The sequence below is a fragment of the Candidatus Marinimicrobia bacterium CG08_land_8_20_14_0_20_45_22 genome (assembly GCA_002774355.1).
In the GTDB taxonomy this organism is placed as follows: Bacteria; Fidelibacterota; UBA2242; order UBA2242; family UBA2242; genus 0-14-0-20-45-22.
This window is the reverse complement of the sequence record PEYN01000016.1, coordinates 1-25,886: the sequence shown is the minus strand read 5'-3', so window position 1 is coordinate 25,886 and position 25,886 is coordinate 1. Positions and strand designations below refer to the sequence as shown.

The window sequence follows — 25,886 nt, the reverse complement described above, 5'->3', positions numbered from 1 at the left end:
GCAAATCAAAGGCGGACATTTCGAATTTTCCCGACGACAAAATGAAAAATAACGCCTTCAACCGCCCGATCAAACACACGATTTATCCAACGAGACGAACCAATTTCGTGATGAGAGAAACTTTTTTTATTAATAGCGCAACCGAAAGCATTCACAGAGTATCCGCATGGCTGTATAGAGAATTCTTTTCCATGTATAGAGTAACCGATGATATTATCAGAGAATCTTTTTCCATTCACAGAGATTCCATAAGCATTAACAGAGAAACCATTTTCATTCATGGAGCATGCGATCGTCAACATAGACTTTCCGACGCCATGTATAGAGAATTTTTCAATATTTATGAAGTAACCTGAAATGAAATCAGTGAATCATCAACAAAGAACAAACAAGAGGAGGATGTATGTCAAAGAAAAATGATGGATTGATTCAGGATGCTAATGTCCGGCTGACGACGACAAAAAAATATCAGGCGGAATTGGGAACGGCGGGCATTACCGCTGAGAATATCGCGCTATTTGAGACTAAAATCGGCGAAATGAGAACGCAGGACACGTCGTTCCATGAGAAGAAGAATCTGAAATCGGAACTGACGAAAGGTCAGGATGCACAAATCGGAACATCGAAGGACATCATCAAGCAGTTCAGAGCCGCCGCTCAAATCGCTTTCTATGGCGATAAGACCGTCCTGAGAGAATTCAATATCGGACAGGTATTGCCGCGCACGGTGAAGAAACTTGCAACCGAACTTCCGTACCTGAAAGAAGTCGCCGGACGGTACGCCGAAGCGCTGAAAGTGGGCGGAATCACCCCGGAGGACATTGCCGCCTTAGAAACCAGCGTCAACGCCCTGCTCGCCATCGATGCGCAACAGGAAGACGGCAAGCATGCGCAGAAGACGCAGAGGAGCGTTGCGGATGCCGCGGCGAAGGTAGTCCGGGAGATGATGTTCAAGATCAACAAAGCCGCTTCGATCTGCTTTATGCACGACAAGGCGAAATTGGATGAGTTCAAGTCCATCATTCCCAAGAAAAAGGCAAAACCGAAAACCACTGACCCGACGCCGCCGGAAACCCCGGAGAATCCGTAAACCAAAAGCACATCAACAACCCCCTGCCCCGGCGCGAGTCGGGGCGGGGGGAGAGTGATTGAGAGAGGATAAGGAAAAAATGGAAAGAAAACTGAAAACGATTAAAGCGAAGGCAATATCATATATGGGAGAAATAAACGCAATGCGTTTATTCAAACGTTAGTTGCAATTGCCATCATCAAAAGGAGGTACAAAATGAAAAATTTTTATTCAGTTGTCTTGTGTCTAATAAACCTTATTGCATCCATCCACGAGCTTAATGCACAATGGCTTCAAACTAACGGACCAAATGATGGCCTCACTAGTGCTTTTACAACCGCAGGTACAAACCTTTTTGTTGGGACTAGAGGTAGTGGGGTATTTCGTTCCACTAACAATGGTACTACTTGGGCCCAAGTCAATAGTGGTTTAACAAACAAATGCATTTCTGATCTTGTTGTTAGTAACACAAATATCTTTGCAGGCACTGAAGGCGGTGGTGTTTTTCTCTCAACAAACAATGGAGAAAGTTGGACTCAAGTTAACACTGGTTTGACAAATACTACTGTTTGGTCACTAACCGTTAATGGCACTAATCTATTCGCAGGGACCTGGGGTAGCGGGGTATTTCGTTCCACTAACAATGGCACCAAATGGGATCAAGTCAATTTTAACTTGGTTCACAATTCTGTTTCTGCTCTTGCGAACAATGGCACAAACATTTTTGCCGGAACCAGTAGCGGCGGTGTATTCCGTTCAACAAATAATGGCACGAGTTGGAATGAAGTTAATTCTGGTTTAACAAGCAATAGTATCTTCAAACTTCTTGTGAGTGGCACAAATATCTTTGCAGGCACTGACGGGGGTGTTTTTCTCTCTATAAACAATGGGGATAGCTGGACAAAAGTCAATACTGGTTTACCACCATACTCCGGCATTTATTCTCTTGCTGTTAATGGCACGAATCTATTCGCAGGGACTGGCGGTGGTGGGGTATTTCGTTCCACCAACAACGGCACCAGTTGGATTCAAGCTGGTTTAACGAATAACACCGTTTATGCACTTGGTTCTAGCAACACCAATATTTTTGCTGGAACCTATGGCAATGGCCTCTTTCTATCAAACAACAATGGCATTAGCTGGGCTCAAGTCGGCTTAGCAAACACTGATGTTCGTGCACTTGCTTTCAGTGGTTCATATCTCCTTGCTGGTACTTCAGGGAATAATATTTTCTTTTCCACCGACAACGGTACAAATTGGACTAAGTCCGAAACTGGTTTGATGAGTGTTAATGTTTGGACTTTTGCAGTAAGCGGCACTAATATCTTTGCAGGGACCGGTTATTATGTCTGGCTTTCTACAAATAATGGTACTACTTGGGAAGATGATGGAAAATATGGTATGGAATTTACCGACGTTTGGGCCTTGGCTATTAGCGGCACAAACATTTTTGCCGGAACAAAAAACGCCGGAATTTTTCGCTCTACTATCACTGGTAATAACTGGACTCAAGTTAATACTGGTTTGACGCACACTTATGTTCATTCTCTTGCTACAAGCAGCACTAGCATCTTTGCTGGCACTGAGGGCGGTGGTATCTTTCGATCAACAAACAACGGCGCAAGCTGGACTCAAGTTAGTGCTGGCTTAACGAGCACCATTGTATGGACTATCACCGTTATTGGTTCAAACATTTTTGCCGGCACTGACGCAGGTGTTTTTCTCTCCACCAATGATGGTTCAAGTTGGAATCAAGTTAACAATGGCTTAACAACCATCGATGTTCGATGTTTTGCAGTCAACGGTGTTAACATCTTCGCCGGGACATATGGAGGCGGCGTTTTTCTTTCCACTGACAACGGTACAAACTGGATAGCGATCAATACCGGCTTGACGGACATGGTTGTCCCTGCTCTTGCCGTCAGCGGCGCCAATCTCTTTGCCGGAACTATTGGCAGCGGCGTCTGGCGACGACCGTTGTCGGAGATGATCACAGCAGTGGAAGAGCCTTCGACCGAATTAGCGACGCATTTCAGTCTTAACCAGAACTATCCGAACCCGTTTAATCCAGCGACGACTATTTCCTTCAGTCTACCATCTAAATCGTTTGTATCACTGAAAATATTTGATTTGATAGGAAGAGATGTGGCAACAATTTTCTCTGAGGAAATGTCGGCAGGAAGTTACTCGCGGACATGGAATGCAACAGGTTTAACAAGCGGTGTTTATTTTTATCGTTTACAGGCAGGTGTATTTATAAAAACGAAGAAGCTTATTTTGCTTAGGTAACGGGTAACTGTAACTAACAAATGACAACACTACGCTCCAACATTTGAAAAGGATTATAGAGGTCACTCAGTGGTTTTTGTTGTGGGTTAATCGACATTAATAGTTTTTTTAAATCGTTTGTTTTGAGCAACAAAGACCACTACGTGTTGCCTAACCGTTAGTCGGCAACACATAAAGAAACATCAAACCTTCATTGGCGAAGACAAAATAGAATGATTATTTTGACCATTCCATTGTTTTTGCCCCTAATTCAAAAAGTCAATTCACAGGCAAAATCAAAAGAGCCAGTTTTTAATCCGCCGTTTTGCTTAAATTTAAAACAGATGTTGAGATTAATGAAATGACAGACAAAGAAATCGCCTTCCAGAAAATAGCCGAACTCGTCGGGCGCTTTGACGAGCAGTTTGACTCGTACAAAAACGCCGCGTACAATGAGACGTTGACGAGACGGGATTTCATTGACCCGTTTTTCAAGGCGCTGGGCTGGGACATCGATAACGAGCAGGGAAACGCCGAAGCCTATCGGGAAGTCATTCACGAAGACAAGTTAAAAGTCGGCGGCGCGACCAAAGCGCCTGACTATTCTTTTCGGTTGAGCGGCGGCAAGAGACTGTTTTTCGTCGAAGCAAAGAAGCCGAGCGTTTTCGTAAAAGACGAAATTCAACCCGCCTACCAGGTCCGCAGATACGGATGGAGCGCGAAACATCCCATTTCCATCATCACCGATTTTGAAGAGTTTTCAGTTTATGACTGCACCAAGAAACCCAATCCTTCCGACAAAGCCTCGGTAGCGCGGATAAAGTATCTGATCTTTCGGGATTACCTGAAAGAATTCGATTTTCTCTGGGAAACGTTCAGCAAAGAACAAGTAAAGAAGGGCAGTTTTGATCGGTTTGTCCAAAGCGACACGCATAAAAAAGGGACGGCTACCGTTGACAAAGAATTTTTGCAATCGCTTGACAGTTGGCGGACATATCTTGCCACAAGTATCAGCTGGAACAACAAGCAACTTGATGAAGACGAAATAAATTTTGCCGTTCAGCAAACCATCGACCGCATCATTTTTCTCCGCATTGCAGAGGACCGAAGCATCGAGCCTTACGGAAATCTGAAACAGGCGCTAATGAATGGGGACTATTATACCAATCTGTTTGAACTTTTCCGAAAGGCCGATGAAAAATATAATTCAGGATTATTTAATTTTAAGAAAGACCAAATAAGTAAAAACTTAAAGGTTGACAACAAGGTCATCAAGACCATTCTGAACGAGTTGTATTATCCCGAATCTCCGTATGAGTTTTCCGTTCTCTCCGTTGAAATTCTTGGAAGCGCTTATGAGCAGTTTCTTGGTAAAGTAATCCGCATTACTCCTGCCCATCACGCCAAAATCGAGGAGAAGCCTGAAGTTCGCAAGGCGGGCGGAGTTTATTACACGCCGCAATACATCGTGGAATATATCGTTAAAAACACGGTCGGGAAACTCGTCGATGGAAAGACGCCGAAAGAGGTCGGTGACATTAAAATCGTCGATCCCGCCTGCGGAAGCGGCAGTTTTTTAATTGGCGCTTATCAGTATTTGTTGGACTGGCATAAAAACTACTACCACGAAACGTCCAAATCCAATCGAGGAAAGAAAGATAATCCGTTGACGCCGGAAGGAAACCTGACGACGGCAGAGAAGAAGAGGATTTTACTGAACAACATTTACGGGGTCGATATTGACGTAAACGCTGTCGAAGTAACCAAGTTGAGTTTGTTGCTTAAATGTTTGGAGGGCGAGACGGAAGCGTCCATCCAGCAACAGCTGACAATTTGGAATGAACGGGTGTTGCCAACACTTGACGACAACATCAAAGACGGAAACAGTCTGATCGATATGGACATTTACGATTCTCAGCTGGATTTTGGAGATGAACGGAAAATCAAACCGTTTAACTGGAAGAAGGAATTCCCGGATGTTTTCAATCGAAAAACGTCTGAAAAAGGCGTTGATTTAAAAACGATCGCCACAAAGGCAAAACAACATGCGAAAAAGGCGATGGTGTACGCTTCCGAGCTGGAAGAAATGTTGAATGAAGTCAACGAACCTCAACTGAATTATAATAAAAACAGCGGCGGCTTTGATGTGGTCATCGGGAATCCGCCTTATGGAGCGAGTTATGGAAAGGAAACAAGAAATTATTTGTTGACCAAATATAGTTTGCCCATTCCAATTTCTGACACATTTTTAATGTTTATACTAAGAGCATTTCACATTTCTGTGTATTCTGGATTGGTGTCCTATATTGTTCCTTCCACGTGGCTTTATATGCCGCAGTACAGCTCTTTTAGGAAACAAGTCATCGATCAGTTCCGGTTGGATGAAGTTCAGCTTTTCAGAAAGTCGGTTTTTGACAGTGTTGTTGTAGAAACTTGTACAATTTCATTGACAAATAAAAAGTCGGATAGTTTCTCGGAATACCACTTTAAGGAAATCAAAGGCGAACCGGATCAATTTAAATTTGAAGAAAACCAGATTAAACAAGAGCTTTTGGAGAAAGACCCTGATTCTAACCTCATTCTGTCGAATCAGGCAATCAAGGCTCTTTTTATGAAAATTAGAGACAAGAAGCCGCTACTCAGAGATGTTGCTTTAACGGTATGTGGTCTGACACCGTACAGACTTGGAAAAGGCAAACCACCGCAAAATGTGAAAGTGGTTAAGAACCGAGAATTTGACGCTGATTTTAAGAAAGATAAGAGCTATCGCCAATATGTAATGGGAAGAGATTTTCATCGGTATGTCTGGCAAATCGAAAAAGAGAGATGGATTAGTTATGGCTATTGGCTCGCAGAACCGAGATACAAGGCGCCATTTGATGACGAAGTAAAAATTATCATCAGGCAGACATCTGACAGATTAATTGCCCATCTTGATACACATCGGTATTTATCGTTAAAGAACGTTCACAATTTGAGAATTACTGCAGACAGTTTACCCTATCAATATTTACTTGGGCTCATCAATTCAAAAGTGTTGGATTGGTGGTATCAGAAACTCATCCCTGAAAAGGGAAGAATATTTGCAGAAGTCAAAGTGGTGAATCTTGAAAAGCTTCCGATAAGGTTAATTGATTTTCAAAACCAAGTTGAAAAATCCTTCCATGACGAAATCGTAAAACTCGTCGATCATTTATTGAAACTCAAACAAGAAATTAGAGACGCAAAATTGCAGACCCAAATCAATCAAATGCAGTCCAAGATTGACTACTGCGAAAGCAGAATCGACAAAATCGTGTACCAGCTTTACGGACTTACGGAAGAGGAAATCAAGATCGTCGAAGGGGAAAACGGATAGTCGCCTAACGAGAGACAACAGGAATCATGAAAAATTTCGCACCCACTCGATTCGCCCGTCAACCTCTGCCTTTACCTTTTCCTTATCCCTTCTCATTCCCACAGATGCCGGTCTAAACTCCGGTATTGAATCGCTTCGCTGAGGTGTTCTGTCCGAATTTCCTCGCAATTCGTCAGATCGGCAATGGTGCGGGAGACTTTTAAAATCCGGTCATAAGCGCGCGCGCTGAGTCCTAATTTGGTGATGGCGGTTTTTAGTAAATCTTCGCCGTTGGAATCGATGCGACAAAAATTCCGAATCAGTTTTGTTTCCATGTGTGCGTTTGCATAGACGCCTCTGATTCCTTTGAATCGTCGCAGTTGAATTTCCCGCGCCGCTTGAACTCTCTGGCGAATGACTTCCGAGGATTCGCCGCCGGATTTCGATGCCAAGTCGGAAAATTTCACAGCAGGAACCTCGATGTGAATATCAATTCTGTCCATCAGCGGCCCCGAAATCCGCGACATGTATTTCTGAATAGCGGATATTGAGCAAGTGCATATATGGTTCGGATCAGTCGCATAACCGCAAGGACACGGATTCATCGCGGCGACGAGCATGAACGACGCCGGATAAGTGAGAGACATCAATGATCGGGAAATGGTCACATAACCGTTTTCCAGTGGCTGGCGCATGACTTCGAGTACATTTTTTTTAAATTCCGGCAACTCATCCAGAAAAAGTACACCGTGATGGCTGAGACTGACTTCGCCGGGACGCGGATATTTTCCGCCGCCAACCAGCGCCGCATCTGAAATCGTATGATGCGGCGACCGAAACGGTCGCGTGCCAATAATACCTTGTCCAGTTGGAATCAATCCTACGACGGAATGAATCTTGGTCGTTTCAAGCGCCTCTTCTAGCGTTAGATTTGGGAGAATCGTCGGGAATCGCTTGGCGAGCATGGTTTTTCCGGAACCGGGCGGCCCGATCATGATGATGTTGTGCCCTCCGGCGGCGGCGACTTCCAGCGCACGCTTCGCATTTTCCTGTCCGCGCACGTCGGAAAAATTGATGGGATATTTTCGGTGCTCCTCGAACAACGCCGCAACATCGACGTGAACCGGTTCGGGATGAAGGTCGTCATCCAAAAAGTCAATGACTTCCCGTAGTGTGTTCAAGCCGATGATTTCCAAATCACCGGTAATTGCGGCTTCCCGTGCATTTTCCATTGGAAGAATGATTCCCTTGACGCCGGAGTTTTTCACGGAAACGGAGATTGGCAACGCACCCTTTACGGATCGAAGAGTTCCGTCCAGTGATAATTCACCGAGCAAGATATAATCGGCTAACTTTTTCTTCGATACGAATTCGGAAGCCACGAGTATGCCTATGGCAATCGGCAGATCATAGGCGCTTCCTTCCTTGCGAATATCGGCCGGCGCAAGGTTGATAACGATTTTATTGCTGGGAATATAATAGCCAATATTCTTTACGGCAGAAAGCACGCGCTCCTTGCTTTCCCGGACGGCGCCTTCGGGCAAACCAACCGTCGTGAATGTCGGCGTCTGCCCTTTCGATAAAGTACTTTCGACGTTGACGATATACGCGTCAATTCCTAAAACTGCCGCACTTTTAACAAGCGAAAACTTAGACATCTTAACTCCGGAGAAATCGCACGGTTATTAACATCAATGGAAAGAATTTAAATGCCGATTTTGTTTTATTCAACTTTTTTCTCGAATTATCGCGAAAAGGTTGAGATGTGCAGGAGTGAAGTGAGGGAAAAAGATCAAGTCATTGGGCATTGGTCATTAAGTCATTAAGACATTTTTCTTTCGTTGCTAAGGGGCAGGGCTAATTAATTTGATTGAACGTTGGAGATTGGAGATTCTCGATAGAGAATTTGCCGATGGAGATTAGGATGTATGATTTCAAATGTCAAATTGCAAATTGCAAATTGCAAATTTGCTTTAAGCGGACGAGACATGAAATCCGCCGGTGGCGGGAAAGCCCAAATTACCCATTCAACCGAATCAAACACAATCAATCTGCCGTTGGCGGACAGGACCAATCTACCTATTCAACCCAATCCAACCCAATGAACTCGCTTAACCGATTCCATCACTATAATCGTGCGATTCAAACTGGGCGATTTCATTGGCGATTTTTTCGCAGACGTGATCGCGATGTGTTTTTGCGGCTACTTTCACCGCATTTGTAATCGCTTTGGCTTTCGAGCGCCCGTGCGCCTTGATCACAATCTTCTGGAACCCAAGAAGTGGTGCGCCGCCATATTCTGAATAATCTGTCGCCGCTTTTAATTCTTTGATTCCACCCGAAAGAGCGATCATGCCAAGCATCCAAATAAACCGGTGTTTGTAGGCGTATTTTCCTAGATGCGCCAACGTTTCTGCCATGCCTTCCATCAATTTCATCGCAATATTCCCGACATAACCTTCTGTGATAACGACGTCAGCCAAACCTTTCATCACGTCGTTTCCCTCAATATTACCGATAAAGTTGACGATCGGTAATTTTTTGAGAATTTCATAAACTCTAACCAACATATCGCCACCTTTATGCGATTCTTTTCCCATGTTTAGCAGGGCTATGGTCGGTTCAGGAATTCCCTTGATATCCGACGCATAAAGTTTCCCCATCAGCGCAAACTGAACCATATCTTCGACGCCGCAGTGAATGTTAGCGCCAACGTCAAGCAGTAAAGCAAAATGGTCTTTCCGCTTCTGAGCGTTTTGCGTCGGATAAACCGTCGCGATAGCGGTTTTTCGAACGCCAACGATGCGCGGAATATATTTTGCGGCGGCTAACACATAAGCGCCTGTGTTGCCCGCGGAAACTAATCCGTGCGCTTTTCCTTCTCCACAAAGTTTCGCCGCCACGAGGATCGATGCGTTCGGTTTTTGACTAATCGCAATCTTGGGGACATCCTCATTTGTTATAATCTCCGTGGTGTGAACGACTTCGATCTGGTTAGGTTTATGTTCGGTTTTCGAAAGAATTTCGTCTATTCTATTTCTGTCCCCGACAAGAATTACTTTTGTCGAGGATTCAAGGGTCGCCTGAGCAACACCAGCAACGATCTCATCCGGCGCATAATCGCCACCCATCGCGTCGACGGCAATGACAGATTCAGATAATGATTGTGACAATGCGAACTCCTAACTCAATGACGACAGTTTTATTTTCTTTATTTCTTGAATAATCGCCGGAACGACTTCCCGGACATCTCCCACGATTCCATAATCGGCTATTTTAAAAATAGGCGCGTCAGGATCGTTGTTTATCGCCACGATTATCTTGGATGAATAAATTCCGGCAATATGCTGAATAGCGCCCGAAATACCGCAGGCAATATACAGATCCGGCGCGACCGTTTTGCCGGTTTGCCCGATTTGAATACATTGCGGTTGCCATTCGGCGTCAACGACGGAGCGGCTCGCGCCTACAGCCGCTCCCAAAACATCTGCCAATTGCTCGAGAATGGCAAAATTCTCGGCGCATCCCATTCCGCGCCCGCCGGCAACAATAATTTTAGCTTCCATCAGATCTGGGCGCGTTTTTCCTTCGCCGGAAACCTGCCGAATGGTCGTTATGATGTCCGTCGCGCCCAACAGGAACGAAAACTCTTCGACCTTTATCTCCGAATCACGTTCGATAACAGGAAAAATATTGGGACGAATTGATACGATCTTCAGCGTTTGGTTCGATGTTAAACTCTCGACAACTTTTCCAGCATAAATCTGACGGCGACAGATGAGTCTTCCGTCAATATTTTCTATGGCAACGCTATCAACCGTCGGCGAAACCTCAAGGTTTGCGGAGACCGCCGCGAGGAGTTCTTTGATCGCCGCTGTATGCGGAAAGAGTACGACATCCGGTTGTTCCCGCTTAATGATTGCAATCAGTGGCTTGGCGGCATTCAGTGAAGCGGGATTGGTAAGATATTCGCTTTCAAAAACGATCGCTCTATCTATCCCATATTTTGTGAGACAAGAGGCCGCGCCTTTCGCCCCAGGTCCAAGCACAACGGCCGTGATCTGCGATTGACCCGCAATGTTTTTTCCAACGGAAAGCGTCTCGGCTGTCACTTTTTTTATGACACCATTTTTATGATCGACAAATACAATTACTTTAGTCATGCAAATCCTATAAAATTTTTGCTTCTTCCCTCAGTAGACGAATCAATTCCGGTACGGCGCTAATACCTTCGCCGATGATTTTTCCCGAAGGTCTATTAGGTGGATATTCCATCCCAAGAACATATAGAATTGGTTCGCTGGAAATTACCGTCTTGGATTCAATTTGCTTTTTCTTTGCCAGCATGATTTCTCTAAGCGACGGATAACGCGGTTTCGTCAGCCCTTTTTCCGCTGTTATCAGGCAGGGAAGAGCGCATTCGACAATCTCTTTCGTCCCATCAACATCGCGTGAAGCGACAGCGCGTTCTCCTTCGATAGAAAACTGACTTGCCGCTGAAATTACCGGAATGTTCAGCAAAGAACCAAGCAGTTCGCCAACCAACCCGTTTTGGTCATCGATTGTCGTCTTTCCACAAAAGATAATGTCAAACGGGTGATTCGATACTTCGTCCGATAAAATCCGAGCGATTGACAACGCATCCATCATCCGGCTGTTTGGCGCAACAAGATGAATCGCCTTATCGGCTCCGACGGGAAGACACTTTTTAATGACACCGGCGGCATTCTCGTCGCCAACCGAAATCACGGTGACTTCTCCGCCGAATTTTTCTTTGAGCTGAACGCCGGCTTCGAGCGCGTATTCGTCGTACGGATTAACGGCAAATCTGACGTTCGTTTCCTCGATATTTTTACCATCCGGCGCGATCTTGACGATCGTTTCGGAATCCGGAACAACTTTGACACAAATGAGAATATTCAAACGATTTTTCTCCCTAAAAATCAACTTCCGCTGATAACGAGTTCTTTGATCTTAAACGTTGGCGAGTTGACCGAATCGCGGAATTTCAGGTCATTACCGATCATCGTGATGTTTTTCATCATGCCCAGCATATTTCCGGCAATGGTAAATTCCTGCACTGGATAAGTCAGTTTCCCGTTTTCTATCCAGATTCCTTCCGCGCCGCGCGAATAATCGCCTGTCACATAATTGATACCAACCCAATGAACATTCGTCAGGTACAATCCTCCCTTCACCGACGCGATCATCTCTTCCGGCGGAATCGATCCTTTTTGTAAATAAAAATTGCTCGCGCCCGGCGCGGGAGCAGAGCCAACGCCACGAGATGCGCTACCGGTCGGCTCCACGCCGAGTTTTTTCGCCGAATAGCAATCACAGAGATATTTTTTCAAAACACCGTTTTCAATCACAACATTTTTACGACTCGGCAAACCTTCATCATCGAAAAATCGAGATCCAAGTCCATCTGGCATAAGCCCATCGTCTATCAGCGTAAAATCCTTTACCGCAATTTCCTGATTGAGTTTATCGATCAGAAATGAGTTGCGACGATAGATGGCTGTTCCGATAACTGTTGATTCAAGAATCGACAAAAAATCCTGTCCCGCGTTGGGATCAAAAATAACTGGTACGGTCTGTGATTTTGGCTTTCGCGCACCCAGTTTCCGAAGCGTTCTTTCGGCCGCAATTTTGGCAACGGATTCAATTGGGTCAAGTTTATTAAAAAACCGATGATTTGTGTACCAGTAGTCGGTCTGTTTGACACCATCTTTTTCCGCAACAAGCGACAGCACCAACGCGCAATTGGAATATTCCTGTTCTCCATAAAAACCCAGGGAGTTTGCCAGTACAATTTTGCTTCGGGAATCGCTCCATGATGCGCCGTCGGAATTGGTAATCAGCGGGCTTTGCTTCATGCCGATCTTTTCGATTTCTGTCGCCAGCCGTATTTTTTCAGACATCGGTATTGTTTCGATCTTTGGATCGAAAAGATTCAGCGTGACATTTGCCTTACCAAGATATTGGCTATCTGGCAAGCCGCAAAGTTTGTCTTCGCCGGTAACTTGCACCATTTCGACGGTTTGTTTGACCAATTTCTTCAGCGATTCTTCCCGAAAATCGCTTGTGTAGGTCAACGCTTTTTTCTTGTTCTTAAAAATCCGGATGCCTAACGACTTTGGATTCGCCTGCTTGAGTTCTTCGATATTGCCAAGCCTGACTTTGACGCTTGCTTTGGTAGAATTCACAATCAAAACATCCGATTCGTCTGCGCCGTTTTTTGCGGCTTCACCGATAATAAACTCTGAGATTTTCTTCAAATTATCCATAATTTGCCTCTATGATTGGGTTCCGCCGACTGTTATTTCACTGACCTTAGTTGTCGGGATTCCGACACTGACCGGCACGTATTGTCCATCTTTTCCACAATTCCAGCCGCCTTTTGAGATGGTTGGATCATTGCCGACCATCTGAACTTTTCTCATCACCTCCGGTCCATTTCCGATAAGCGTGACGTCTTTCAATGGCATCGTGATTTTCCCGTTTTCGATGAGATACGCTTCATAGACGCCGAAGGTAAAATCACCTTTTGTAATGTCAACCTGACCGCCGCCAAACCGCTTGGCATAAACACCGTTTTTTACGGAACTAATAATATCGTTCGGATCATATTTTCCGCCACGCATAAATGTATTGGTCATACGCGGAATCGGCGGATAGCTATAAGCCTGACGTCTGCCATTTCCTGTCGGTGCACATTTCATTACTTTCGCCGATATCATATCGTGCATATAACCTTTCAGGATTCCGTTCTCGATCAAAACCGCCTCTGTCGGTATGTTTCCTTCGTCATCTACGTTGATCGAGCCGCGAAGATTCGGATATATCCCGGCGTCAACGACCGTGCAAAATTCCGAAGCAACTTTTTGTCCAATCTGATTTGAATAATTCGACAGATTTTTGCGATTGAAATCGGCTTCGAGCCCGTGTCCGACTGCCTCATGAAGCAGAACGCCGCTTTCGCCCGGCCCCAGAACAACGACTTGCGGTCCGACCGGAGCGGGTTTGGCTTGTAAGTTCATTACGGCGATTTGTGCGGCTTCTTTGGCAATCTCTTCGGGAGAATTCTCGGGTATCGAAAAATATTCCAATCCGACTCTGCCGCCGTATGCGGCTCCGGCGCTTTGTCGATTCTTTCCTTCCTCGGCGACGGCACTCGTCCGCATGATGAGCATGGGCTGAACATCGGTGAAATATTTTCCGTCCGAATTCATGTACATGATCTGCTTCATCTCGTCATTGATTCCAACATAAACTTTTGAGATTTTCGGGCTGTATATTTTTGCCGAGATATTTGACCGCTGGATCAGCCCGAGCTTTGTGTTCAAATCCGCATCGACGCTCAATTCTTTAAGCGAATACAAATCTTTTTTCGGAGTCGAAGCGACTTTGATCACTTTTATTCCGGCGGTTGTGTTGGCAATATAAGAAGCGGCAAGTGCGGCGGCGTTCATCTTTTCAAAATTTAGTTCATCAGTATAGGCATATCCGACCTGATCACCCTGAACGGCACGAACACCGAGCCCCATCACGATTCCGCGGCTGATATCTTTGATGATGTCTTCTTCCATGCGCAGTGAAGCAGAAACGCGATATTCGAAAAACAGATCGGCGAATTCCGCTCCATGAGACATGGCGGTAGCGATCAATTTTTTCATTTCCGCTTTTGTCACGCCAAAAATCTCTTCCATATTTTGTATTGAGCCTGCAGATAATTTTTCTGCGCGGGCGGATTCCATCCACCACGGCAGGGTCAGGGCGCCTGCCGTTATGATTGAACTGGCTTTAATAAACTCTCGCCTTTTCACAGTTTCCTCCTTATTTTTTCTTTATCCGACAATCTGCCAGACACGATAAATTTTCCAATAAAGGTAAAGATTTCTCGTAAAAAATCAAACGTCATCGTTGACCGTCCCCTAAGCGCCACTACATTTCGGCGAAACCTCTCGTATTTCAACCTTTTGATCGGGCTATTTTGAAAGAGATCCAAAAACTCCGCCTCTGACAGTTTTTCCCATTCCGAAAGCGGCCGGTCGAGCGCTTCTGATCGGTTAAAATATCGCGCTTCTGCTGACGGTTTCGCCCAAAGAATATTCCACGGACAAACATTCTGACAAACATCACACCCGTAGAGAGAACCATGGAGATGTTTTTTTTCCGTATCTGAAAAGGCTCCTTTATTTTCGACCGTCAGATATGAAATGCATTTCCTCGCGTCCAAAACTCCGGGCTCCGAGATCGCACTCGCCGGACAAGATTTCAGACACTTATCACACGAACCGCATCGGCTCGGCTTAACCTCACCAAATGGAAATTCCCGATTCAATAATAAGACGCCAAGAAAGCAAAACGATCCAACATTCTCAACGATGAGAGTCGTGTTTTTTCCCAGCCAACCAAGTCCAGCGGAAACGGCAAATGCTTTTTCCAGAACCGCGCCTGTATCAACGAATATTTTTCCCACGATAGAAGGTTCCACCGATTTTAAAACGGATAGCAGTTGACGCAATTTCTGCTTGAGAATACGATGATAATCTTCACCTCTGGCGTATTTCGATATCGTTGCATCTTCATAGCGATTGGGGTAATCCGAAAAATAATTCTCCACAACAACTAAAACCGATTTCACCCAAGGATACCGGATTGTCAGGTCGGTTCGTTCCCGTCCCGAAACATCGGGATCCATCCACACCATATCTGCATGCTTACCGCCAGAAATCCACGATGCAAAACGAATTCGATACTTTTCATCCAGCACGGGCGGCGCAAAACCGTAAGCCGAGAAACCAGCATCCCGACAAAATTGCCGGATAAAATCCTCCAGATTCTTCACATTTTCCTTCATCACCGGGCAAAGTTAAAGACAAAGATTGTAAAAAATGTACAAAGTCTTTAATATTCAACCGTCATTTTTGTTAGATATTGTTTCTAAAACATAAGGAATTGTCAATGAAAAAAATACCCATTCTGTTTATCTGCACCGGAAACTCCGTCAGAAGTCAGATGGCAGAAGCCCTGATGCGAAATTTCGGCGGCGAATGGTTTGATCCACACAGTGCCGGCACGAGTCCTGCGGGATTGCATCGCTACACGCGGCAGGTTTTATCAGAGATTGGAATTTCTACGGAAGGACAAGAATCCAAACACCTCGACGTTTACAAAAACACGGAATTCGACTATGTTATTCCGCTCTGTGAGGTTGCGGCAATTAGCTGTCCCAACTTTCCGGGAAAAAACGAAAGGCTTAATTGGTACATAGACGATCCAATTCGCGTTATCGGAAATGAAGAACGGCGACTGATGGCATTTCGAATCACGCGAAATATTCTCAAAGACAAAATTCTCAAGTTTATCCGGGAAAAATCACCCGAACAAACACCGCCCTCGACCCCCTGAACAAAGAATTTGATCAATCATAATTAAAACCGCCCGCATGTTCAAGCATCGCGGGCGGTTGGTTATTCTGACTCTTCGGGATTAGCGGTTTCTGGTTTTCCAGAGTTTTCCGAATAGTTGTTCAAGCACGTTTCCAAGGTTTTCATCACGCGCCGTGGTAATATCGGGCTCGTTGTGCAGGACAACATATGGCACTTGAATACCTTTGACCGTAACAAACTCTGGATCGGTTCCTTTAAATTCTTCCCAGTCGGAAAATTCATATAATCTTTTCAGTTTCGCGTCCGGTAAACCGTGTTCAAGAATGCTATCTGGTTTTTCCGGGTTGAACCGTTTGCGATTTTTTCTGAGTGATTCTTCAAATGGAACATCGATATAAAAAATTGCCGCTTTCTTCAATATTTCCTGAGAAAGATGCGGATATGCCGCCCGGTAACCGCCGTGTTCCGAGCCACGAGAAAATTCAACGAGCGTTGTTGTATGATCGTGGTAATTTTCATGATCGCGTAGTCGTTTCGAATAGTCCATCGAAATCCGCTCGATCAGCAGATGCCAAAGATATTCGTGCAAGAAATATCCATCTTTGTCCGAATGAATTCGCGGTTTGTCCATCAGTTTTTCCAGAATTGCGTCTTCCTCAAACCATATCCAGAGCATCGGAAAATCGTCGATCTCGTCAAAATTTCCAATATGAAACCGCTTTCCCCTAACTTCTGGCGTCTGCTTTTTTAGATAGTCGATGACTTCCGATTTACCGGATGCGGGTCGACCATTCAGAATAAGAATATCAAAAATGTTTTTTCCCATGATGTCTTCTCCTATATTCGTATTAATGACTTGCTCTTCTTTGGGGTGTGGTGTTCCATAACAGCGACATTACGACTGCTCCGATAAGGGCAAACGGAATCGGCCAAAGTTTCCAGGCTTGCCAGCCCCAATTAGTGGTTACGTACCCGACGAGCATTCCGACGAATGCACCCGCCAGATACTGCATACCGTCAATCAAACCTACGGCGGTTCCGGCGGCCTTGCGTCCACCGAAATCCATCGTGGCTGCCCCGGCGATCATACCATGCGATCCATTCACAAAGAACGACAGGCAAGCCAGTGAAATAGCGGCTGCAATCGGTCCAAGCTGAAAAACATCGGCAAGATAGAAAAAACTAAGCACGACGATCATGCCGATAAAACCAATAACGATCACCGGCGCTCGGCGTCCGCCAAAAACCCGGTCGGACGAAATTCCAAATGCAAAACCACCGATAATACCTAAAATTGCAATGCCCCATGCCGTCAATTGCGGTGCAAGATCGACTCCGGTAACGCCCTGTACTTCTTTATAGTAAAGCGGCCACCAAGCATCGACCACTCCACGCCGCACGAAGCCGATCATCATCGAGCCAATCGCTATCGTCCACATGATCTTACTGCCGAATACTTTGGTAAGCACTTCTTTGAATTTGACTTTCTCCTCAACATTGACCGTCCCGTCACCCGTGTCTAGATCCGGATAACCCGCGGCGGCCGGTGTATCTCTGACAAAGAACGTCGTCAGTACAAACAAAACCGCAACGACAATGGCCGGAATCCAGAAAGCCCAGTACCATGGCAAGAATTTCACGATCAGCGGCGTGCCAGAGAATGCCAGAATCAGACCGAATCGAATCAAAACGCCGAATATCGCGGAGAATGTGCCCCGCTCTGTAACATGAAACCATTGCGCATTAATCTTGACAATAGAAAGCGCGCCGAACGATTGAAAATAACCGTTGATTGCCCAGACTATCGCCAGCGTCCAGAGCACAGTGGTTTTCGAGAGTCCGTAATTTAATATCGTTTCGCTAACGATATTTTTATCTGCCCAAACGGCTGGAGTTTGTATCAGAATATGCAAAAAACCGAAAAGCCCGTTCATAATAACAACACCCACGGCGCCAATTAAAAAAGCTTTGCGACCACCGATTTTATCCGCTATCGGACCATTGATGACAACCGACAGGCCATAAACCAGCGGCAAAAGTGTTTCGAAAACGCCCAAATTACTTTTCGTCCAGCCAAAAATCCCTTGCAAGGTTGGTGCAATCGCGGAAAAATTGTACCTCGACATGTAGAAAAATGAATACAAAAAACCGATAATGATCCAGTTCTGGAATCTCCTGGCTCGAAACTCAGCCGAATGCACGGGTCGCTCCATTACTAATTCTGGCATCACAGATACTCCTTATATTGTCATAAAACCAAACAAAAAATAACACACGAATGGAAATTATCATTTCAATTTTAAAAAAACCAACCTTTATTTTTTAAATTCTTTTCTATAATTTAGCCACTGATGGAACGAATCCACATCAAGATAAACGAATCTATCAAAATCACCACGAAGCCCGGTGAAACGATCCGCGATCTGCTCCGCTCACATCTTCCAAATGACGCTTATCTTCCATTCCTAACGGTTAAAAACGACCTGTTTGCCTCTTTGAACGAAACCATTCAGACCGATTCTTCTATTAGTACGCTAAATCATTTTTATGAATCCGAGCGGCGCGCTTATGAAAACGCTGCCATTTTGATTCTTTCTTTCGTTGCCAGGCAATTGTTTCCCAAACGAAGATTTTTCGTCAAACACAGCATTTGCGACGGTATCTATTGCGAATTTTTAGATGAAACACCAATTAATAGCGAAGAGATCGAAAATATCCGGAGAGAGTTCGCCAATTTGGTTGCCGAAAACTTACCGATACGTCCAGTTGTTTGGACGCTCAGCGATGCAATTCACCACTTCATAAGCCGTCGCCAAGCAGATACCGTTCGACTGCTAAATCAATGTTCCGCAAATTTTGTAACTCTTTACGATCTGCGCGGTGAAATGTTCTGGTTTCCAAACCCTCTGGCGCCGGAAACCGGATTGATCCAATGTTACGAAATTGTACCTTATGATATTGGTTTCGTGCTCCGTGTGCCGATCGAAGGGAACCCCAATCGGCTTCACTCTTATCAGGCCCAAAGTAAATTAGGCGAAATTTTCCACGAAGCACACGATTGGGGACGCATTCTAGAATTATCGTACGCTTCCGACCTGAACCGGGCTGTTGTAGAAAACACCATTTCGGATGTCATCAAAATTTCCGAGGCGCTTCAAGAAAAGAAAATCGCCGCGATTGCCGACCAGATTGATAAAAATCCTAATCAAGCACGATTGGTGTTTGTCGCCGGTCCGTCCTCTTCGGGCAAGACTACATTTATGAAACGGCTTTACGTCCAATTGCGCGTTCTCGGGCGAAAAGTTATAACACTTTCACTCGACAATTATTTTAAAGACCGCGACGAGCTCAAAGATGAAACCGGTAAAGGCATTAACTTTGAAATACTCGATGCCCTTGATTTGACATTGTTGACTGAACATCTTCAACGACTCTTGTCCGGAAAAACTGTAACGCCGCCGGTTTATAATTTTTTAATAGGAAGAAAGGTCGCCGGACAAACAGAAATTAAGTCCGATAAAGACACGATTTTTATCATTGAAGGAATTCACGGAATCAATCCTAACCTGACACCGATGATAGAAGATCGCCAGAAATTCAGGATATATATCAGCCCGCTAACGCATCTGAATTTTGATGACACAAATCGGATTCCAACTCACGATACGCGCCTGATACGGAGGATTGTCCGAGACGCAAAATATCGTGGCTATTCCGCCGCAGAAACCATTCACATGTGGAAAAAGGTTGTTGGGGGCGAAAAGAAATATATCTTTACCTATCAAGGACAAGCGAACATCATGTTCAATTCATCGCTTGTCTATGAGATTGGCGCACTCAAAACACCCGCTGAACTGGCTCTTAAAAAAGTACCAATTAACGATAAAAGTTACCCGGAAGCAGACCGATTGTTGTACTTCTTGTCGTATTTTTTGCCGATTGAAAACGACGAAATCCCTCCGACATCCATATTAAGAGAGTTTATCGGTAAAAGTTCTTTTGTTTACTGATAAGCCGTTCTCATGAAAGCCGACAATCGCCGTTTCAGACAATCAAAAAGAAAAAACAAATTAAAAAGGAATGTCGCCGCCTTCGGTCGGAGCGGGGGGCGCTTCCGGCTCAGCCACATCTTTGTCTTTACCGTGACTTCCGGCAAGCAGAATTACCTGATCGACATCGACATCAACCTTAGTGTGTTTCTGTTTGTCTTTATCTTCCCACTCTCTCGTGCGAAGTTTTCCTTCGACATAGATCAGGTTTCCCTTTTTCAGCCACTCTTTTGCATACTCAGCGCGCTGTCGCCACATGACCAATTTGTGCCACTCTGTCTTTTCTTTGGTTTCGCCGCTTTTGTCTTTGGACATTTCCGACGTCGCGAGGGAAACTTCTGCTACTGCATCTCCAGCTGGCGTATAGCGCACCTCTGGATCGCGTCCCAACCGACCAACCAAAATCACCTTGTTTACACTACCTCTTGACCAAGCCATTACGTTTCCTCCTTCTTTTTTTTTAAATTGAAAAGCCATCAATCAATTTTTTGGCCAACTTTTAGGTAATTATACAAAAACAAATCGAGCAAGTCAAATCTTTTTTTTTGTAAAAATTTTTCTTTGGGATTTGATTAAACTGGAATGGTATTAAACCAACGAGACGATCTTTTTTTTCATCTCGGTGATTCGGGCTGAAAATACCAAATCGCTCTTCATCTTAATTTCTACCCATTTACAGGCATGAACGACCGTTGAATGATCGCGCCCGCCAAAATAAAGTCCGATGGTTTTTAGTGAAAGGTTCGTGTGGTCGCGCGCAAAATACATGGCGACCATCCTTGCCTCTGCAACTTCTTTGGTTCGGCTGCTTCCAACCATAGAATCAAGATTTATCTTAAAAAAAGCCCCAACGACACTCTGGATATTTTCGATAGATATTGACGAGGTTGTTCGCGTGCCCAAGATTTCTTTTAATACTTTCTGCGCGAGCGGAAGATCAATATCAACACTTAGCAGGGATGAATGAGCAAGAAGTCGAATCATGGCGCCTTCAAGTTCTCGGATATTGGATCGGATATTAGTAGCAATATATTCAATGACTTCATAGGGAATATCCAATTTATCGTCTTCGGCTTTCTTCTGAAGGATCGCAATTCTAGTTTCAAGATCGGGCGGTTGAATGTCAACCGTCAGGCTGGACTGAAAACGAGATAGTAGCCGTTCCTGTAATCCGCGCAGCTCCATCGGTGGTCGATCTGTCGTCAAAACGATTTGGCGGCGATGCTGGTACAAGTCATTGAAAATGTGGAAGAATTGCTCTTGTGTTTGTTCCTTTTTTTGGAAAAACTGGATGTCATCCAGAAGCAACATATCAACGCTACGATAATACTTCGAGAACTCTGTTGTCTTGTTTTTTTGTGTAGCCGCGATAAAATCGAGTGTGAAAGAATCACTCGATACATATGCCACGCGCTTCGCCCGATTGGTGGATAATGCTTCGTTTCCGATAGCTTGAAGCAAGTGGGTTTTACCCAATCCCGTCCCGCCATAAATGACCAACGGGTTAAAGGATGTCTTACCCGGCGCGTTTGCAACTGCAACTGCGGCGGCTTTTGCAAATTGATTTCCACCGCCCTCAACGAAAGAGTCGAAAACGTACTTCTCGTTAATCTTTGTACCTCGCTCTATCATTCCGGTTCGCGGCAATTTATCAGACAGGCTCTCTGTTTCCGTCTCGGGGTTTGGCTTTTGACTTTCTTTTGAATCGTTGTCTGTCAAAAGAACCGTATATTTAATCAACAATCCGTTGCCGGTAGCGAATCTCAAAGCTTTTTCCAAGATATCTCGATAATGACTGTCAATCCATTCGTAAAAAAATTTATTGGGAACCTGCAAAAACAAAGATTCAGATGTTATAGAAATTGCCTGAATGGGAAGAAACCATGTATCAAAGGTCTGTGCCGGAATTCTTTGTTTTACATAGTTCAAACAGTCATTCCATACCACCTGAAAATCATGCGTTCCTTCCATGTTCTTTTCTTCCATTCCGTTTAAGTTATCAACATTACCGTTTCATTCTTTCAAAAATAATAAAAAATTGGATAATATTAATCAGAAAAAAACTCTCGTTGAATTTTTTAAAATAACAGCGAACGATCTCCCGATATAAAAAGTCCCGCGCGCCCGGCGATACAACTCGCAAGGAGGCAGAATACTGCACGCTATTTCTATCGGATATACTCACAGATAATTCCCAAAAATGCCCTTCATCAACAAGTTATCAACATCATTTCAAATCATCCACTATAACCTAATCATCCCATTTCTATAAACAAGCAAAAGAGTTTAGAAATAAACAAAACTCAAACAAACGGCTTGTTAATCTCATAAAAAAATTTAAATTAGTCAGATTTTGGAAATGGTATTTCTTTATAGAAGAGGTTCAAATGAAAAGAACGTTTCAACCCAGCAATCGCAAGAAAAAAAACGCTCAAGGTTTTAGAGAAAGAATGAGTACAAATGGCGGAAGAAAAACGCTCGCCAGAAGACGCGCAAAAGGAAGAAAAGTCCTTTCGGCTTAATTTACCAAGAGAGCAAAGGTTCTTGGATTGGAATATTCGTCAACGCCTTATTAACACTCATAAAGCCGTTAGATTTGACAGTATTTTGATTAGCGTTGTTCCATTCGAGACATGGAAGCTATCTGTTTCCATTCGACGTAACATTAAAGGCTCTGTGCGCCGCAACCGAATAAAAAGAATTATTCGCGAGGCGTTTCGAAATTCACGCGGTCATTTTGATAAACCCGTTGCAATGATTTTCACTGTATTATCGGAACCAAACAAATTGGTTTACGCTAACCTATATCAAGCGATAATAAACGAAGCGTAACTCACTATGAAAATAATTAATTATTTGGTGATTACCCTTATTCGTTTTTATCAAATCTTTATTTCACCGGTTTTGCCAAAATCTTGTCGTTTTTATCCGACCTGCTCAAATTATGCGATAGAAGCTTTTCGGCGGTACAATCTTCTTTATGCTCTTTTCTTGAGTACAAAAAGAGTTCTTAAGTGTCATCCGTTTCACCCAGGCGGATATGATCCATTACCCCCCCAAAGGAATAAACATTATGGATAAAAAGTCAATCATCGGTTTTATTTTAGTTTTTCTAATCATTCTTGCAATGCCACACTATTTCAAGATGATTAATCCAGAACAACCGACTGCTCCCAATGTGGTTGGCGGCCGACAAACAACTATATCCAAGATAGATTCTTCTCAACAAACGATCCGTGTCCGTCATCGCCAGCCAACGCCTAAAATTCAGGAAAAAGATATTCTTTATACAATTGATACTAAACTGTATCACATTGTGTTATCAAACAGAGGTGGCGGAACCCTTACGAGTTTTATCCTAAAAAACTACCGAATGATTAAGAATAACGATACGACTCTTGTCGACCTCGTACAAAGCGGCGATGTCAAATCACTTTTCATTAAATATATCTCAGTTGACGGAGATTCGGTAGAGTTAAACCAACCATTTTCGCTTGATGCGCCTCGAGGCGGCGTCACCCCAAATAACATTTGGACGCTTAATGAAACCGATTCCCTGTCTCTTTCTTTTGTATTAAAATCTTCCTCCAGAGCGCTGGCAAGGAAAACTTTCGTTTTCTATGGTGACAAATATACTATCGACCTAGCAACCGATGTAACGGGATCGCGGGAAAATATCGCCGCACAATTCTACGAGCTATCATGGGAGGGAGGATTACCTTATACAGAAACTTTGATCAAGGACGATATTGACTATTCGAAAGCCTATGCATACAACGCGGGCGATGCCGTGGACTTAGATATAAAATCGGGCAGAAAAAATCAGAGTTCCTTCACAGGAAATACCGGCTGGACAGCCATTAGAAACAAGTATTTTACTGCGGCTATTCTAGCAAGCGGGAATGGCGTTGGTTACCGCTTAACGGCGGAGGGAATTCCTCTTGAAGGAAAAAACTTCCAAAAAGTATTCAACATGTATCTTTACTTACCCGTCAACACCGTTAATCAAACCCAACTTTTCATCGGCCCGCTCGACTATCAGACCATCAAAAAACTTGATGTTAATCTCGATGAAATCATGAACTTTGGCGCCAGTATCATCCGACCAATCAGCAAGGGCATTTTGTGGGTGTTTACCTGGATGCACACACTCATTCCGAATTATGGGTGGGTGCTGATCATCTTCTCAATTCTTTTGAAAGTCGTTCTAACGCCACTGACCAACAAGTCAACACAATCGATGAAAGAGATGCAGAAATTAGCTCCCAAAACGGAGGCACTAAAGGAAAAATACGGCAACGATCCTCAAAAATTGAACACCGAAACAATGAAGTTGTACAAGGAACACGGCGTAAACCCAATGGGTGGATGTCTTCCGATTCTTCTGCAAATGCCAATTCTGTGGGCATTGTTCATTGTTTTCCGCTCAACGATCGAATTGCGACAAGCCGCTTTTATCGGGTGGATTACAGATTTATCCGCCCCAGACACAATTTTTACACTTCCGTTCGCGATTCCGATTTACGGCAGTCAGATCAATCTTTTGCCGATATTGATGGTTCTTTCTCAGATCATTCAGCAAAAAATGTCGACCGTATCATCAAATCAACAGCAGAAAATGATGATGTATTTTATGCCGATCGTATTTTTCTTTTTATTCAATCAATTCCCGTCCGGCCTAAATCTTTACTATACCCTCTTCAATATTCTTTCAATTATTCAACAAAAGTGGTTGACTCCGAACGCAAAGCCCAAAAAACCTAAACAGCGAACAATTGACGCCATTCGGCAACTTCAAATGAAGACAAAAAAAAGATAAATCGCCCCATGGAATATGCCTCGAAAAGCAAAAACAACAATTGTCGCACTCTCAACCCCGCCTGGGTTTGGCGCGATTTCCATCATACGTCTCTCGGGACAAAAATCTCTTGAAATCGCCGGGAAATTAACGCGCCCCCCAACGCCGCCAACGCCAAACGTTGTTCAATTTGCACGGATATGGAAGGAAGAGCGATTTATTGATGAAATTATGCTAACCTATTTTAAGTCTCCACGATCTTATACGGGCGAAGATATGATTGAATTTTCTTGTCACGGAAGTCCATACGTTATTGAATCGATCATTGATCTCTGCCTTCAATGCGGCGCCGTTATGGCAAAACCGGGAGAATTCACGCGGCGCGCATTTTTCAATGGAAAAATCGATCTGCTTCGAGCCGAAAGCGTCGCCGACCTCATTTATTCAAACACCCAAAGCGCCCACCGCGAGTCAAGCCGCCAATTATTAGGCGAGGGAGGCGCATACTTCCGGCACCTGAAACAAAGAATCATTCAAATCATATCAATGCTTGAATTGGAATTAGACTTTTCCGACCAGGACATTTCATTTATGTCTCATGGCCAGGTAGAGCATGAGATTCGATCTATACAACAGGACATTCGCATTCTGATGAAAACTTTTTCTTACGGAAAAATGGTTCGCGCCGGTCTTTATGTGCCGATTGTTGGCCCGCCGAACTCCGGAAAATCCAGCCTGTTTAACGCGCTCCTGCAAGAAGAGCGAGTTATTGTCTCGCCAATACCCGGCACAACTCGCGATACGATCGAAGAAAGTATTCAAAAGGATGGTTATCAATTCAGATTGGTTGATACAGCCGGACTCCGTGACACCAACGAAATTCTCGAAAGTGCTGGAATCTCGCGAAGTCGGAAAACGATCCAACTGGCAGATCTTCTGTTATTTGTAGTTGATGCGCGATCACATT

At 44.3% G+C, this 25,886-nt stretch carries 22 protein-coding genes; 10 read left to right on the top strand and 12 right to left on the bottom strand.

The window, feature by feature from the left end; genetic code table 11:
* Nucleotides 1-5 precede the first annotated feature (5 nt).
* A complete protein-coding gene (locus COT43_00895) occupies nt 6-302 on the bottom strand; it encodes a hypothetical protein (protein ID PIS30862.1) in 297 nt (98 codons plus the stop codon).
* A 101-nt stretch (nt 303-403) separates the two neighbouring features.
* On the opposite strand from COT43_00895, the gene COT43_00890 reads away from it, so the two are divergent.
* From COT43_00890 to COT43_00880, 3 genes are all read left to right on the top strand, one after another.
* Nucleotides 404-1,090 (top strand): hypothetical protein, encoded by a 687-nt coding sequence (locus COT43_00890; GenBank protein ID PIS30861.1) that lies wholly within the window; start codon nt 404-406, stop codon nt 1,088-1,090.
* Between the two features lie 195 nt (nt 1,091-1,285).
* Nucleotides 1,286-3,358 (top strand): regulator, encoded by a 2,073-nt coding sequence (locus COT43_00885; GenBank protein PIS30860.1) that lies wholly within the window; start codon nt 1,286-1,288, stop codon nt 3,356-3,358.
* 304 nt (nt 3,359-3,662) lie between these two features.
* On the top strand, nt 3,663-6,695 hold the full coding sequence (locus tag COT43_00880) for a hypothetical protein (protein PIS30859.1): 3,033 nt from the start codon (nt 3,663-3,665) through the stop codon (nt 6,693-6,695).
* A 92-nt stretch (nt 6,696-6,787) separates the two neighbouring features.
* On the opposite strand, the gene COT43_00875 is transcribed toward COT43_00880, so the two are convergent.
* The 7 genes from COT43_00875 to queG form a co-directional block, all read right to left on the bottom strand.
* Complete coding sequence (locus COT43_00875) at nt 6,788-8,332, bottom strand: magnesium chelatase (protein PIS30858.1); 1,545 nt, start codon at nt 8,330-8,332, stop codon at nt 6,788-6,790.
* Nucleotides 8,333-8,785: 453 nt separating this feature from the next.
* Nucleotides 8,786-9,847, bottom strand: coding sequence for a phosphate acyltransferase PlsX (locus COT43_00870; GenBank protein PIS30857.1), 1,062 nt, complete (start codon nt 9,845-9,847; stop codon nt 8,786-8,788).
* A gap of 9 nt (nt 9,848-9,856) precedes the next feature.
* Nucleotides 9,857-10,837, bottom strand: a complete 981-nt coding sequence (locus tag COT43_00865) for an electron transfer flavoprotein subunit alpha (protein PIS30856.1) — start codon at nt 10,835-10,837, stop codon at nt 9,857-9,859.
* Nucleotides 10,838-10,844: 7 nt separating this feature from the next.
* Nucleotides 10,845-11,621, bottom strand: coding sequence for an electron transfer flavoprotein subunit beta (locus COT43_00860; GenBank protein ID PIS30855.1), 777 nt, complete (start codon nt 11,619-11,621; stop codon nt 10,845-10,847).
* Entirely contained in the window at nt 11,618-12,964 is a 1,347-nt protein-coding gene (locus COT43_00855; protein PIS30854.1) for a peptidase, read from the bottom strand. Before COT43_00855 ends, COT43_00860 begins: the two co-directional genes overlap by 4 nt.
* A gap of 9 nt (nt 12,965-12,973) precedes the next feature.
* Complete coding sequence (gene tldD / locus COT43_00850; protein PIS30863.1) at nt 12,974-14,386, bottom strand: metalloprotease TldD; 1,413 nt, start codon at nt 14,384-14,386, stop codon at nt 12,974-12,976.
* Nucleotides 14,387-14,499: 113 nt separating this feature from the next.
* Nucleotides 14,500-15,540 (bottom strand): tRNA epoxyqueuosine(34) reductase QueG, encoded by a 1,041-nt coding sequence (gene queG, locus COT43_00845; protein PIS30853.1) that lies wholly within the window; start codon nt 15,538-15,540, stop codon nt 14,500-14,502.
* A gap of 104 nt (nt 15,541-15,644) precedes the next feature.
* Here queG and COT43_00840 point away from each other — a divergent pair, with 104 nt between their 5' ends.
* Nucleotides 15,645-16,091: a hypothetical protein gene (locus COT43_00840; GenBank protein PIS30852.1), complete on the top strand. Its 447-nt coding sequence runs from the start codon at nt 15,645-15,647 to the stop codon at nt 16,089-16,091.
* An 81-nt stretch (nt 16,092-16,172) separates the two neighbouring features.
* Here COT43_00840 and COT43_00835 read toward each other — a convergent pair whose 3' ends face one another.
* Nucleotides 16,173-16,898, bottom strand: a complete 726-nt coding sequence (locus COT43_00835; protein PIS30851.1) for a hypothetical protein — start codon at nt 16,896-16,898, stop codon at nt 16,173-16,175.
* A 22-nt stretch (nt 16,899-16,920) separates the two neighbouring features.
* Nucleotides 16,921-18,300, bottom strand: a complete 1,380-nt coding sequence (locus COT43_00830) for a hypothetical protein (GenBank protein PIS30850.1) — start codon at nt 18,298-18,300, stop codon at nt 16,921-16,923.
* A 123-nt stretch (nt 18,301-18,423) separates the two neighbouring features.
* On the opposite strand from COT43_00830, the gene COT43_00825 reads away from it, so the two are divergent.
* Nucleotides 18,424-20,082: an AAA family ATPase gene (locus tag COT43_00825; GenBank protein PIS30849.1), complete on the top strand. Its 1,659-nt coding sequence runs from the start codon at nt 18,424-18,426 to the stop codon at nt 20,080-20,082.
* Nucleotides 20,083-20,142: 60 nt separating this feature from the next.
* Here the strand turns inward: COT43_00825 and COT43_00820 are convergent, their stop codons facing one another.
* Nucleotides 20,143-20,559, bottom strand: coding sequence for a single-stranded DNA-binding protein (locus tag COT43_00820; protein ID PIS30848.1), 417 nt, complete (start codon nt 20,557-20,559; stop codon nt 20,143-20,145).
* Between the two features lie 150 nt (nt 20,560-20,709).
* Nucleotides 20,710-22,107 carry a chromosomal replication initiator protein DnaA gene (gene dnaA, locus COT43_00815; GenBank protein ID PIS30847.1) on the bottom strand — a complete coding sequence of 466 codons (1,398 nt, stop codon included), beginning with the start codon at nt 22,105-22,107 and terminating at the stop codon, nt 20,710-20,712.
* Nucleotides 22,108-22,508: 401 nt separating this feature from the next.
* Between dnaA and COT43_00810 the strand changes: the two genes are divergently transcribed.
* From COT43_00810 to trmE, 5 genes are all read left to right on the top strand, one after another.
* Nucleotides 22,509-22,643, top strand: a complete 135-nt coding sequence (locus tag COT43_00810; GenBank protein PIS30846.1) for a 50S ribosomal protein L34 — start codon at nt 22,509-22,511, stop codon at nt 22,641-22,643.
* Nucleotides 22,582-22,953, top strand: coding sequence for a hypothetical protein (locus COT43_00805; protein PIS30845.1), 372 nt, complete (start codon nt 22,582-22,584; stop codon nt 22,951-22,953). Before COT43_00810 ends, COT43_00805 begins: the two co-directional genes overlap by 62 nt.
* A 6-nt stretch (nt 22,954-22,959) precedes the next feature.
* On the top strand, nt 22,960-23,202 hold the full coding sequence (yidD, locus tag COT43_00800; protein PIS30844.1) for a membrane protein insertion efficiency factor YidD: 243 nt from the start codon (nt 22,960-22,962) through the stop codon (nt 23,200-23,202).
* Entirely contained in the window at nt 23,162-24,940 is a 1,779-nt protein-coding gene (locus tag COT43_00795; GenBank protein ID PIS30843.1) for a hypothetical protein, read from the top strand. Before yidD ends, COT43_00795 begins: the two co-directional genes overlap by 41 nt.
* Nucleotides 24,941-24,955: 15 nt before the next feature.
* Nucleotides 24,956-25,886: tRNA uridine-5-carboxymethylaminomethyl(34) synthesis GTPase MnmE (trmE, locus tag COT43_00790; GenBank protein ID PIS30842.1), on the top strand; the 931-nt coding region annotated here is incomplete at its 3' end.

Bases quoted from the DNA above. Each gene is read 5' to 3' on its own strand.
- dnaA (PIS30847.1), bottom strand. From the start codon at position 22,107: ATGGAAGAAAAGAACATGGAAGGAACGCATGATTTTCAGGTGGTATGG.
- COT43_00840 (PIS30852.1), top strand. From the start codon at position 15,645: ATGAAAAAAATACCCATTCTGTTTATCTGCACCGGAAACTCCGTCAGA.
- COT43_00890 (PIS30861.1), top strand. From the start codon at position 404: ATGTCAAAGAAAAATGATGGATTGATTCAGGATGCTAATGTCCGGCTG.
- tldD (PIS30863.1), bottom strand. From the start codon at position 14,386: ATGGAAGAGATTTTTGGCGTGACAAAAGCGGAAATGAAAAAATTGATC.
- COT43_00830 (PIS30850.1), bottom strand. From the start codon at position 18,300: ATGCCAGAATTAGTAATGGAGCGACCCGTGCATTCGGCTGAGTTTCGA.
- COT43_00865 (PIS30856.1), bottom strand. From the start codon at position 10,837: ATGACTAAAGTAATTGTATTTGTCGATCATAAAAATGGTGTCATAAAA.
- COT43_00810 (PIS30846.1), top strand. From the start codon at position 22,509: ATGAAAAGAACGTTTCAACCCAGCAATCGCAAGAAAAAAAACGCTCAA.
- COT43_00795 (PIS30843.1), top strand. From the start codon at position 23,162: ATGATCCATTACCCCCCCAAAGGAATAAACATTATGGATAAAAAGTCA.
- COT43_00825 (PIS30849.1), top strand. From the start codon at position 18,424: ATGGAACGAATCCACATCAAGATAAACGAATCTATCAAAATCACCACG.
- yidD (PIS30844.1), top strand. From the start codon at position 22,960: ATGAAAATAATTAATTATTTGGTGATTACCCTTATTCGTTTTTATCAA.
- queG (PIS30853.1), bottom strand. From the start codon at position 15,540: ATGAAGGAAAATGTGAAGAATCTGGAGGATTTTATCCGGCAATTTTGT.
- COT43_00805 (PIS30845.1), top strand. From the start codon at position 22,582: ATGGCGGAAGAAAAACGCTCGCCAGAAGACGCGCAAAAGGAAGAAAAG.
- COT43_00855 (PIS30854.1), bottom strand. From the start codon at position 12,964: ATGGATAATTTGAAGAAAATCTCAGAGTTTATTATCGGTGAAGCCGCA.
- COT43_00820 (PIS30848.1), bottom strand. From the start codon at position 20,559: ATGGCTTGGTCAAGAGGTAGTGTAAACAAGGTGATTTTGGTTGGTCGG.
- COT43_00835 (PIS30851.1), bottom strand. From the start codon at position 16,898: ATGGGAAAAAACATTTTTGATATTCTTATTCTGAATGGTCGACCCGCA.
- COT43_00895 (PIS30862.1), bottom strand. From the start codon at position 302: ATGTTGACGATCGCATGCTCCATGAATGAAAATGGTTTCTCTGTTAAT.
- COT43_00875 (PIS30858.1), bottom strand. From the start codon at position 8,332: ATGTCTAAGTTTTCGCTTGTTAAAAGTGCGGCAGTTTTAGGAATTGAC.
- COT43_00885 (PIS30860.1), top strand. From the start codon at position 1,286: ATGAAAAATTTTTATTCAGTTGTCTTGTGTCTAATAAACCTTATTGCA.